The following is a 12,232-nucleotide window of genomic DNA, read 5'->3' as shown; positions in this document are numbered from 1 at the left end:
TGATGTCACCAAGTAAAAAGTGGATAGCACGCAGGTGGTGTAAGAGGCTGCTTGCCTCTTCTCTTTTGTTAGCGGTAGGCGTGTCACACGCTAGCGACACGTTACATGCGCCTTTCACAGCGTTACTCAACGACTACGTAGTAACGATTGAAGATGGTGCAAGCACACAAGTAGACTACGCGGGTTTTAACGCGTCTAAAGCATCACTGAATACGTACCTGGCTACACTTGCATCAGTGAGTCAGGCAACGTTTGATGGGTGGGATAATCATACCCAATTGGCGTTCCTTATTAATGCCTATAATGCCTACACCATCAATTTTATTTTAACCCGTTATCCCGATTTAGACTCTATTCGTGACCTGGGGGGCTTTTTCTCTTCACCTTGGAAGCAAGAAATAGCGCCACTATTAGGAGACACAAGAACCCTTGATGAAATTGAGCACACGCTGATAAGGGGAGGGAATAAGTACAATGAACCTCGTATTCATTTTGCCGTAAATTGTGCCAGCATCGGATGCCCTGCACTGCGAGAAGAAGCCTATCTTGGCAGTGAGCTTGATGCGCAATTAGATGACCAAACCATTCGATTCTTGTCTGATCCATCACGCAATTATATGAAAGGCGATACGCTCTATATTTCAAAAATCTTTGATTGGTATGGCGATGATTTCTCGACCGGGTGGAAAGGGGCGAACTCGCTTAACGACTTTCTCTTGTTGTATAAAAATGCGCTGAAGCTTTCTGAAAGTCAGCAAAAGCAATTGGTTGATGATGAAGCTGATGTGAAATTTTTAGACTACAACTGGTTGCTTAACAGTAAGCCTAAGTAGCGTGTTATGAGAAAACAGTGGTTACCCCGCAGTAAACATGCCGTAACAATGGCGTTGTTAATCAGCGCCTTGTTAGTAAGCACGAAAGGTTACACTGATACAGTTCGTTTTCATGCGTGGGGTGGCAGTGCACAAGTTAATGGCTACCTACAATGGGTAGCCAATCAACTAAGTGACCAAGGCATTACGTTACAGCATGTAAAGCTTGCCGATACCAGTGATGCGGTTTCACGGGTGCTAACCGAGAAAGCAGCAGGCAATACGGATAATGGGAGTGTCGATCTCATTTGGATAAACGGCGAGAATTTCGCTGCCATGAAAAAACATGGGCTTTTGAGGCAGAATTGGGTGAAGACCATACCCAACTTTTCGTTGACGAACCCAGCGCAAAACCCCGCTATGGAAACAGATTTTGGTGAGCCAACGCTGGGCATGGAAGCTCCATGGGGCAAAGCCTCTATGGTGTTCTACTTCAGAAAACGTTATTTAGATGAATATGATGTGTCGCCACCCACGTCTATTACGTCGTTGCTATCGTTTGCAAAGGCAATGCCCGGGCGCTTTACCTACCCGCTTCCAAGCGACTATTTAGGCATTAGTTTTTTGAAATACGCGGCGTTAGCCCTTAATCACGACCGCCGCGATGTATTTTATAAGCCCGCATCGATAAAAGCACTGAACATGATTACTCCATCGCTATGGGCATACCTCGATACGCTGCACCCATTAATGTGGCGTGAAGGTGATTACATGGTGCGTCAAGCGTCTCAATTACAGCGGTTGGTTGGTAATGGAGAGCTTGCGCTTAGCTTTTCTTTTACGGCTGCTGAGATACCCAGCGCCGTTGAACGGTTCGATTTACCAAAAGATATTCGTACCTATGCCATGCATGATGGAAGCCTAGCCAACGTTCACTTTATTGGGATAGCGTTCAATACACCTCACTTTAATGCGGCCAAGCAGGTGGTTGATTTTATGTTATCGCCGCAAGCCCAGGCGCAGAAAAAGTCGATAAGCGTTTGGGGCGATGACACCGTATTGGACATGGCTGTATTAACGGGTGAACAACAGGCGTTATTCACAAGCAATCAACTACACCCTTCAGCTATTGCGCCAGATTCAACAACCCCTCTTATTGCAGAACCACACAGCAGTTGGTCTGATGCGTTGCGAGAGGCATGGTTTGCGCGTTACGGAACCCGTTACTAGTGGCTACTTTTTCATTTAGCACGATAACCAGCACAGCAAAGTGGTGCCTACTGCTTATGCTAAGCGTACCTGTTATCGCTGGAACCTTGGGGGCGGTTTTTCCTGCTCTTGGCTACTTTCCTGCCATTGGCGAATTGCAATTTGGTTTACATGTTTTTGCGCAACTTTTAGAGACTCCAACCCTTGGGAAGATGGTTTTACTCTCACTCTCTACAGGGCTCTTATCTACGTTCTTGGCTGTTGCCGGGGCATTCGTTCTATTAGCCAGCTTTTATCGCTCTCGATGGTTACAGTCTATCCAAAAACTACTTAGCCCTTTTTTAGTTTTCCCTCACGCGGCCGCGGCGATAGTCTTACTATTTGTAGTAAGCCCGTCGGGCATTGTCGCGCGTGCTATAGCATCATTATTTACAGGCGATTCAGTTCCATCTACATCATGGTGGTTTCCTTACGATAGTTCGGGGGTAAGTATTATCGTAGCCTTGGCATTAAAAGAGCTTCCATTCGTTTTGCTTATGGCGTTGAGCGTGTTGTCCCAACCGCAAACTGCGAGAATTACCACGGGTTATTATCGCATCGGCTCGGCGTTGGGTTATTCGCGTATTGCGATATTTACTAAGCTTATTCTTCCTCAGCTATACCCTCAAATTAGGCTACCTGTTTTAGCCGTGTTGGTGTTTGCTACTTCAACGGTTGAGATCCCTCTATTACTTGGTCCTAATAGCCCAAATACGCTGGCGGTTGCAATATTACATTGGTTTAACCATATTGATTTGTCGATGCGCATGTTGGGCAGTGCAGGTGCATTACTACAGGTAGTGGTATCAAGTGTTGCTGTGGGTATGTATATCGTCGTCGAACGTGTTATTGCGACGTGTGCCAAGTATCAGCGTCAGTCGGGTCGAAGACACAGCGCCGACGTTACGATTAATATCGCGGCATATGGCATCACAGCGTTGTACGGCCTGTTATTTATAACGGTAATTTATAGCGTGGTATTGTGGTCTGTTGCGCAGCATTGGACGTTTCCTAACGTTGTGCCAGATGGCGTTACGTTACTTCATTGGAAAACGGCCGTTGCCTCGCTTGGTGTGCCACTGGCTAACACGCTTCAGCTTGGTGTTGCTGTGGGCATTGTTTCTATCGCGTTGGTTTTGTTGGCGCTAGAGTCTTTGAGCACCGCGCGTAGCAAACCTTTATTGGTAAATAACATACTGCCTTTCACGTTATTTCTACCATTACTTATTCCCGGCGTTGCATTCCTTTACGGTTTAGTTTGGCTTCAGCAAATGGTGAGTGGTGATACTATTTGGTTGAATACCTTTGTTGCCCATCTGGTCTATGTGCTGCCTTATGTTTATATTTCATTAGCAATTGCGTATGCAAAATTTGATGTGCGCTATGTAAAAGTAGCGCTAAGTTTGGGTAAAACGCCTGCAGAAGTATTTTTCAGGGTTAAGTTACCGCTAATGTTTTCCCCTATTGCCGTAGCGTTTGCGCTGGCTTTAGCGATAAGTTTTAGCCAATATTTACCTACTATTTTACCTAGTGGTGGAGCACTACCTACGCTCACGACAGAAGCAGTGGCATCGGTATCCGGTAGCAGCGAAAGGCTTTCTGCCGTTTATGTATTTTTGCTTGCTGGGCTACCTTTGTCTGTGTTTGCGCTTGCATGGTACTTGCCAAAAATTCTTTTCATCCCTCGACAACAACGAACACTTTCCCGTAACAAAGAGGACAGACATGGCGCTTAAGCTAGACAATGTAACGATTAAACAGGCTGAAAAAACGTTGTTGTCCATTAACGTGACCGTTAATAACGGTGATGTTTTATGCATTATGGGCCCTAGTGGTTCCGGTAAATCAACGCTATTAAATGCTATAGCGGGTCAACTGAGTGCACCCTTTACCCTTCAAGGACGCATAGTGCTTGATGAATGCTTAATAACCAATACGCCATCACATTTACGCGGTGTTGGTGTAGTGTTTCAGGACGCGCTTCTGTTTGATCATATGACCGTAGGTCAAAACATTATTTTTGCAATGCCACAAGGTATGAGCGCAAAAGAGAAGAGGCGCGCTATGATTGACATGTTATCAGCGGTAGAGCTAGACGGTTTAGAAAATAGAGCGCCAAATGCGCTGTCGGGTGGCCAGCAAGCGCGAGTGTCATTACTTCGTACGTTAGCGGCGCAGCCAAAAGTGGTGTTGCTTGATGAGCCTTTTAGCCAATTAGACACCCATTTACGCGCGCAAATACGAACATGGACATTTGAACAACTTACGTTGCGCGATATTCCATCTATTTTAGTTACCCATGATAAGGATGATGCGATGGCGGCAGGTGGCAAAACAATCGAGTTATCGTCATGTTAGATTCAAAAGTTACCCCCTATATTAAACCCGTTCTGCGCCCAATAATCAGAACGTTTGATGGCCTGAATGTAAGCCCTAACCACATTACTATACTGGGTTTTTTAGTCGGTGTTATCGCGGTTCCCTGCATCATCTTTGGTTTGTGGAAAAGCGCGCTGTTATGCATTATTTTGAACAGGGTTTTCGATGGTATTGACGGTGAATTAGCGCGACACCAACAAAGTAGCACGAGCGCAGGGGGCTTTTTAGATATTTGTTTAGACTTTTTGTTTTATGCGTCAGTGCCATTAGCGTTTGGTTTGGCTAATCCCACAGAGTGGGGCGCACCCGCAATGGTATTACTTGCTACCTTTATCGGAACGGGGAGTAGTTTTTTAGCATTTGCTATTGCCGCTGAAAAATTCAATATTGACCGGCCGCAATTTGCAAATAAAAGCTTTTACTACATGCATGGTTTAACGGAAGGGACAGAAACTATTTTGGTGTTCATCGCGTTTTGCCTCTGGCCTCAGCATTTTTCGATAATGGCGTACTGTTTTGCAGCGGCATGTGCCGTAACCATAGTCACTCGTGTGGTAGGCGGGTTCCTCACGCTACAGCGCATAGAGTCATAACAAACATTAATTATCACAAAGGCACAATGATATGGAAGCAGTAAGCACTATCCGCATCACGGCATTTCTGGCGATATTCGTACTAATGGCTTTATGGGAGGCATACCAACCTGCTCGTAATGCGTCGATATCTCGTGTTGAACGTTGGCGTGCGAATCTAAGCTTGGTGATCGTTGGCGCGGTAATTTCGCGCATTGTATTGCCTGCCAGTTTGTTGGGTGTATCGTTGTGGGCGGCTGAAAATCAAATAGGGCTATTTAACACATTTACGCTACCGTCGTGGTTAGCTATCGTTATCGCAGTGCTTACCCTTGATATTGTAATTTATTGGCAACACCGACTGTTTCATCGTATTCCGTTGTTGTGGAAAGTGCATAAAATGCATCATGCCGATAGCCATGTCGACACCACTACAGGCCTGCGTTTTCACCCGATAGAAATAGCTATTAGTTTATTAATAAAGGCCAGTGTGGTGATTGTGTTAGGCGCACCCGTAGTGGCAATCGTAATTTTTGAAGTTGCGCTTAATGGTTTTTCACTGTTTAACCATGCGAACATCAGGTTGCCACAAAAATGGGACAAGAAGCTTGCGTTTTTTGTTGTAACTCAACGGTTGCATCGTATTCATCATAGCCAGCGCATGAGTGAGTCTAATAGCAACTTTGGATTCAGTGTAACGTGGTGGGACAAACTATTTGGAAGTTACAAATATCAGGCAAAAGATAGCGACGAGACACTGCCTGTTGGTCTTAAATCTTACCCTGCAACCTCAAACAATGCCTCGCTGATGACGTTGCTAAAAATGCCCTTCGATAGGGCAGATAAGCATTAGGTAATATGGTTCGGGTAAGTGTTTCCGCATGGTTACACGACACGCGATGCATCATAGATTTAACATAGCAATTTTATGCGAAGGTGCTACGCTTTGAGTAATTGATTTAGTTTTTGGTACACTTTTGTTTGCAGCAGACGTCCTTTCAGTTTTACGTCAAGTTCCTTCGTGTCTTTTAGTTAGGCGAGAACATGACATCGAATGCTTCTCAAGTCATGGTTTTAATTCGCACTTTGGTTTGCCTAGATGTGTTGACAGCCTAAGTCATGAATTATGCTTTTTCAGTTTGAATGGCAAAAGCCGGCTTACAGGCAGTGCCCACCCTTTCAACGCAGTGAAAGGTAACGATGATGTAGGGCAGTGGCTATACATTCAAATTAACGGGGTGCAAACCCGCTGTTTCATCAAAGGCAGCGTTATCGAATGTTCTGATGGGAGCGTTATTGTATATGATGTTCGCTTTGAAACCTTGGAAGATTCCCACATTGATTCTTCACTTAGCCGCCACTTCACGTTTTCCCAGTTACTAGCAACGCTTTCTTCAAAACTCATTAACGTTCAATCAGACGGTATCAACCCTATAATTGATAAAAGTCTTGCTGCATTTGGTGAGTTCTGCGGTGTCCATCGCTGTTATTTGTTTGCATTCTCAGCTGATGAAAAACATGCGTCAAATACTCATGAGTGGGTGTCAACGGGTGTGACACCTTATAAAGATGAACTACAAAATATGCCATTAGATAATATTCCGTTCCTTATGAAAATATTAAGGCGCGAGAATGTTTTTAAGGTTAACGATGTAGCACTTTTACCCGAAGCGGCAGACAAAGAACGTGAGGAGTTTGAGCGCGAAAACATTGCGTCGATATTATGCATCCCTGTTTTCGTAAATGGGGATATGTTTGGCTTTGTAGGTTGCGATATCATTGGCAAGCCATATTTGTGGCAAGATTATGATGTCACGTACTTAACGTACATTAGCGAGATGCTAGGTAATACAATAGAAAACGAGAATAATCGTATAGCCTTGAACAATGCGCAGCAGGCACTTATTGAAGCAAATAAAAAGTTAGAACGGTTGGCGAATATGGATGGCTTAACCGGTATTGCCAATCGACGCTTGTTTGACAGCACCCTTGAACGCGATTTGGCGCGGTATCAGAAGACTAACAAACCACTCAGTTTACTTTTACTGGATGTGGACTTCTTTAAAGGTTACAACGACACCTATGGTCATGTTGCAGGTGATGAAGTGTTAATTAGTATTGCCGAGACACTAACAAAGAGTTGCACAGGGCCTGATGACTTTGTTTCAAGATTTGGGGGAGAAGAGTTTGCGGTTATTCTACCATCAACCGAGGAAAGCATTGCTGTAAGGGTCGCGCAGCGTATTGTAAATAATGTGATTAACCTTAATATTGACCATGAATGGTCTCCGTTTAACCAAAAACTTACGGTTAGCATTGGTGTTGCTTCGCTCAGTGTGCGGCCCTGTCCAGAGGCGGTTAGTTTTATTGAGCAGGCAGACACTGCGTTGTACCTTGCTAAATCGCAAGGAAGAAACTGTGTAAGCGTTGTGAAGGCGAGCTGAATTCTCTCGCCACTGCTCTATGCGCGTTGATTTACTTCCTTTGCGCTTTTTTAATTGATTCTTTCCGCTCTTTACTCCATAGCAATCATAGCCTTTATCTGTGATGCAATAAGTTCAGGGCTTCGCTTGTGTATATTATGGGATACAGTATCAATTATTCGATGCTTGTGCTGCTCACTACCTTGTACTAGCTTAGCATGTAGAGCCAACCACACAGGCTTACCCTGTTCGGTCTCATTAATAGAAAATGGCTCAGAGCTGGCGTTACCCGCAGAAAACACAACGGTTGGGATATCCGCGGGAATGCTTTGCACCTTATCTGAAGCTCGCTCCATTTGCTCAACGATAATAGAGTATTGCGCGCCTAATTGGGCTGGCAGATACGACAAAATCATCTCGTCCTCTTTGTGCACAAGTGCGGCATCGACCTTAAGAAAGTGCTTGCGTTGTGCTTGAGTAGCCGGCTCAATCATTATCATACCGCTTAGTTCATCTGGATGTGTTTGAGCGTACCGAGCTGCAATCATGCCACTGTATGAATGTGTCACATACAGAATAGGCACATCAATTTCTAGCCTATCCAAAAGGCCTCGTAGATCAGCCAGGTGTTCTTCAACTGTTCTTACCCCTTTATCCTCATTGACGGGATTAAGTTCAGAGCGCGAGTAAGTAATAGTACGAATATTCATAGGAAGTCGGTTGATGACTGACTGCCATACCGTGCTTTTGGTGCCAAACCCAGCGTCAAAAACCACGACCTGCTGGCCCATACCCGTGTCTTCATATTCTAATTCAACACCATTTATATTCAGCCTTATTGTGCTTGAGAGAACACCTGATTTGCGAAAAATCACATCGGCATCTTCCATTATCAATAATTGTTGAATAGCATTTTCTTTGTTAGCACTACTATCGTAGAAATGCTCTGCAATTTGACTGCCAATCCAATAGCCCATGTCTGCAGGTTGCCCGTTTGCTGATGGTTTATACAGCCAAGACGCGTAGTGTTTATCATGTTGGTTGGCGACGAAACTGCGCCATACTGATAATGCATGAGTTTCTCCCCAGACATTGCGAGGATGTTGTAGCATTGATTGCTTATTTAGATACAACGAAGAAATAAAATCTGCGGTTCCTTCAATAAGCGACATTTCAAGTAAATTGAAGGAAAAGCTGGTTCGTTGTGTTAATTGATACTGTGCTACATGTACCATTTCATGGGCAATATATTCGAGTAGAACGGCTTTGGCATGTTCTACATCTCGCGTTTGCTGACACAAGGTTTCGAAGGCAAGAATGATCCCATTTGGCGTAGCCGTCGCTGCCACGTTATTTGCACCAAACACAATGGAAATAAACTGTGCAGGTTTTGTATTGGTACCGTGTGCTATTTTAGATACCATGTCTATCGCATCCGATTTAATCGCCTTGACCGCAGGAAGACACACACGAATTGCGCGTTCGTAGTGCTCAGATGCACGATTGATTGATTCGCTCATCTTTTGAGATGATTGGATGTTACCCATAATATATTTAACGCCAGGGCCTGCTTTCTCGATATAGTTTTCTTGCAACGTATCAGCGCTAATAAACTGATTTTTATCAAACAATAGAGCAAACCGATCGGCGTCGCTGGTATCCAAAGTTGTGGCTTGTGCTATTTGGCAGCAACACAGTATTGAGACCAACATGACAATTAGATTAGAAAGACTAGCGGGATTGTTCCCCATATTTATTCCTCGTGGTTGAACGCTGCGACATTAGCCAATTTGTCTTTTGAAATGACATGCTAAACAAGCGCATACTAATAAAGCGTTAAGCCTACTGGAACGGGAAGATATAACGTCCAAACTGATAAGTTAGGACGTAAAAGATTGAACTTCTAAGCGTGAGCGTTCATTGAAAAGTGAATAAATTTGACCATTACCCAATAGGTATCCTCGAAAACAAGGCTTATACATTTGCGGGAGTGATTTGCTTGCCCTCATAATTGCTGAACGCTCAACAATCGAAACATCATACGTTCCCATTCGCATTTTTGGTGCGTTAAAGGGAAGGGGTCACCAAAGATTTATACTGTGTTGGTGTTTTGCCAGTAAGCTTTTTAAACACCGCATTGAAGGCACTTTTTGAAGAAAAACCACTATCCATTGCCAAATCTAACAGTTTAGAACTAGGATTTTCTTTTAGCTGCTTACAAAACCATTGGACCCTAAAGTTATTGACATACTGATGGAAATTTTGACCGGATACTGCGTTGATAGCTTCAGACACGTAGTGTTTACCCAACCCCAGTTGATCACTCAACGACGTAAGACTTAATTTGCTATCAAGATACGGTTGCTGTTCGCGCATGAAAACATCGATTGATTGAAAAACTTCTGCCAATGTCTCGTCCAGTAGAGCAGAGCTATCGTCTTTCTTTTCGCCATCCAATAAAAAGTGGCTAGCATCAACGTATCCTTCTGTTCTCTTTACGTGATTGTCTACACAATGACTAACTATGGGATCTAGATGTTCGCGATTATGACTTTCATCCGGTATTTTTTGTCTATGAGTTACACTAAAAAAATGAGGCTCTTTCCAGTGCAATAACCCTAAAAAGCACAAAAATAAGGTAAAGAAGATATCGCTGGCTAATGCGAGGAAATAAACGCCGCTGTATAATGCTGACAAAATCTCTAACAACCACAGGATGAGATTTACACCAATAATAACGGTAAGCCCTTGAAAAACAGCTGGTTGAAAATTGGATAACTCGGACTCAGTTTGCTGTTTATAGCGAACTATAAGCCTGAAGCTTTTAGCAAAATAATAGAATGCCTGTCCATATAGAAACACCATAGCTATTTGATGTTGTATATCGAACTCAACACCTCTGTTACGAAAATCAGCCAATTGAACTTCTGACATAAACGCATAGTCCGCGTTTAGCAACAAACACATGACTAAGGGGATGAATTTTATAATATCCCGCTTCAAAAGTGCGGTTCTTCTTATTGATAGTGAGAGATATAAATACATCAATGCACCAAATGAAGCCGGAAGCCAAAGGGCAATGATGTGAAAAGCACTCAAAAAACTGGCGGGAGCGTTAATGAAGATAAGGGGGCTAACAGCGTATATGGACCATGCCAAAAGCCATATTACCAGTACTTTACCGGCTGGATTGAGTTTGCCAGAGAAAAACAAGACGACACTCAGTAACAGCGCATTAAATGCACCTATTGCATGAAAATATTGAAGCAAAACCCCCACAATTCCCACCTCTCTAAAGCAACGCTAGACGCAGCACCTGCAGACTCATTATCAACACTACTTCAATAAAACAACAGCACCGCTCAAGCCCTCGAGTTGTTACTTTAAGCTGTCTCACCTATATGGATGAAATATAAAAAAGGGCCTGTTAGAAATAAGGCCCTTACTCACTTAAGTAGCGTATTAGAATCTAAACGTTCCTAACAACGTAGCCGAGCCCAACTGATTCTCGTCGGTATCATAACCTAAGCCAAATTCGATAGATGAATGCGGGTTGAACCAGTAGTGCGTACCTAATTCAATAACGTTGTCAGAGCCTACTACTTCATTGCTTTCGTGAATGTAGGTCACTCCCACGCTCCAATCAGGACGGAAGAAATAATCTGTATCTAGCTCAACGGAGAACTCACCATCAAACTGTGTTGCTTTCAATTTGGTATCCCACCCCGGAGAAAACTTACCAGAACGTTGTCCAAAGCTCGTATATCTTGCAAATGCACTGTAGCTGAATTCTGAATCAGAACGCTTTTCGCTAACGCCAGCATTGATGGAACTGAAAAGCTCTTCATTAAGGTTAAAATACTCAACGCCAATGCCATATTCCCAATTTTGATTCGCGAAGGTAGACACTTCTACAGCATAGCGATTTAACGTTTCGTCAAAGAATCTACTGTCGTTGGTTACACGCCCATAGCGACCTCGAATAACTAACGCGTCTGAGTAGAACCACTCACCTCGTACATTCATACTGTCGATATTACCAATACCAAAATAATCAACAGAAACATTGTTCGTTCTTTGAAGATAAGGGCTAATCGACCAAGGTTGCTGGTCAATGTTCACTGATTCGAAATAGTAGCGGTAGCTCGCTCCAATAAAATTGTCGTCGGCATCACGTACATCAGAAAACCCTAACGCAACTTCATGCTGAATATCTGTTGGTTGGGCAAAAACAGGAAGGGTTGAAATAGCGAGTAAACACGCGCTTAAGCGTAACATTAGGCAATATCCTTATTTGTTATGAGCATCCAAAAATGCTTTTTTAGTAGGGCGGTGAAATTAAATTAAAACGTCGTGTAGTGCAATACCCGAAAGCACATCGACATATTTTGTGACAATTAGTAAGGCCAATTAGTTCAGCACGCATATTGAATTATTAGACAGGCACAACACGACGATATCAAAACTGTACCGCAGTACACTTTCTCTAAGTTGGTTTGCTATTCACACTGTTACAGGAGTAAACCAACGTTAAAAAGTCCTGATGCCTAAGGCCAGAAAGTCGCAAATTAGTTTATTAGATACACCATATTATCACTGTGCTTTTCGCTGATATTGGCGAAAACGGCCACTTCCTGTTAAAACAGGTGGCGGGTAATTTTTCTGCCGATGATGAATTAAATTCGGCGTTACACTAGGGAGATTACTATTATCTGCAAGCGTTGAATCGTTGTAAGGCGATTTAAGAAAAAGAGCGTTAATTAATCCTACTCAATCCGTGCATTTAGCACTGGTTGTA

Annotated in this window: 10 protein-coding genes; 7 read left to right on the top strand and 3 right to left on the bottom strand. The window is 43.4% G+C overall.

Annotated features, from left to right (window positions below; translation table 11 throughout):
• Positions 1 to 2 precede the first annotated feature (2 nt).
• The 7 genes from ACOJRU_RS10200 to ACOJRU_RS10170 all read left to right on the top strand — a co-directional run bounded on the left by ACOJRU_RS10200 (position 3) and on the right by ACOJRU_RS10170 (position 7,455).
• The gene (locus ACOJRU_RS10200) at positions 3 to 833 is read left to right on the top strand and encodes a DUF547 domain-containing protein (RefSeq protein ID WP_421134750.1); all 831 of its coding nucleotides are present in this window, start codon (positions 3 to 5) and stop codon (positions 831 to 833) included.
• A 6-nt stretch (positions 834 to 839) separates the two neighbouring features.
• Positions 840 to 2,042: an ABC transporter substrate-binding protein gene (locus tag ACOJRU_RS10195; protein WP_421131642.1), complete on the top strand. Its 1,203-nt coding sequence runs from the start codon at positions 840 to 842 to the stop codon at positions 2,040 to 2,042.
• Positions 2,042 to 3,796, top strand: coding sequence for an ABC transporter permease (locus ACOJRU_RS10190; RefSeq protein WP_421131641.1), 1,755 nt, complete (start codon positions 2,042 to 2,044; stop codon positions 3,794 to 3,796). Before ACOJRU_RS10195 ends, ACOJRU_RS10190 begins: the two co-directional genes overlap by 1 nt.
• Positions 3,786 to 4,418 carry an ATP-binding cassette domain-containing protein gene (locus ACOJRU_RS10185; protein ID WP_421131640.1) on the top strand — a complete coding sequence of 211 codons (633 nt, stop codon included), beginning with the start codon at positions 3,786 to 3,788 and terminating at the stop codon, positions 4,416 to 4,418. Before ACOJRU_RS10190 ends, ACOJRU_RS10185 begins: the two co-directional genes overlap by 11 nt.
• A complete protein-coding gene (locus ACOJRU_RS10180) occupies positions 4,412 to 5,032 on the top strand; it encodes a CDP-alcohol phosphatidyltransferase family protein (RefSeq protein WP_421131639.1) in 621 nt (206 codons plus the stop codon). The genes ACOJRU_RS10185 and ACOJRU_RS10180 overlap by 7 nt, the downstream gene beginning before the upstream one ends.
• 31 nt (positions 5,033 to 5,063) lie before the next feature.
• The gene (locus tag ACOJRU_RS10175; RefSeq protein ID WP_421131638.1) at positions 5,064 to 5,864 is read left to right on the top strand and encodes a sterol desaturase family protein; all 801 of its coding nucleotides are present in this window, start codon (positions 5,064 to 5,066) and stop codon (positions 5,862 to 5,864) included.
• A 286-nt stretch (positions 5,865 to 6,150) separates the two neighbouring features.
• Positions 6,151 to 7,455, top strand: a complete 1,305-nt coding sequence (locus tag ACOJRU_RS10170; protein ID WP_421131637.1) for a diguanylate cyclase — start codon at positions 6,151 to 6,153, stop codon at positions 7,453 to 7,455.
• A gap of 71 nt (positions 7,456 to 7,526) precedes the next feature.
• Here ACOJRU_RS10170 and ACOJRU_RS10165 read toward each other — a convergent pair whose 3' ends face one another.
• From ACOJRU_RS10165 to ACOJRU_RS10155, 3 genes are all read right to left on the bottom strand, one after another.
• Positions 7,527 to 9,185, bottom strand: a complete 1,659-nt coding sequence (locus ACOJRU_RS10165; RefSeq protein ID WP_421131636.1) for an alpha/beta fold hydrolase — start codon at positions 9,183 to 9,185, stop codon at positions 7,527 to 7,529.
• A gap of 316 nt (positions 9,186 to 9,501) precedes the next feature.
• Positions 9,502 to 10,713: a helix-turn-helix domain-containing protein gene (locus tag ACOJRU_RS10160; protein WP_421131635.1), complete on the bottom strand. Its 1,212-nt coding sequence runs from the start codon at positions 10,711 to 10,713 to the stop codon at positions 9,502 to 9,504.
• Between the two features lie 183 nt (positions 10,714 to 10,896).
• Positions 10,897 to 11,712, bottom strand: coding sequence for a putative porin (locus ACOJRU_RS10155; RefSeq protein WP_421131634.1), 816 nt, complete (start codon positions 11,710 to 11,712; stop codon positions 10,897 to 10,899).
• Positions 11,713 to 12,232: the final 520 nt, after the last annotated feature.

Origin of the sequence: Alteromonas algae (genome assembly GCF_049117195.1) — a bacterium.
Taxonomy (GTDB): Bacteria; Pseudomonadota; Gammaproteobacteria; order Enterobacterales; family Alteromonadaceae; genus Alteromonas.
The sequence above is the reverse complement of the archived record's forward strand: the minus strand, read 5'-3'. Positions and strand labels throughout refer to the sequence as shown.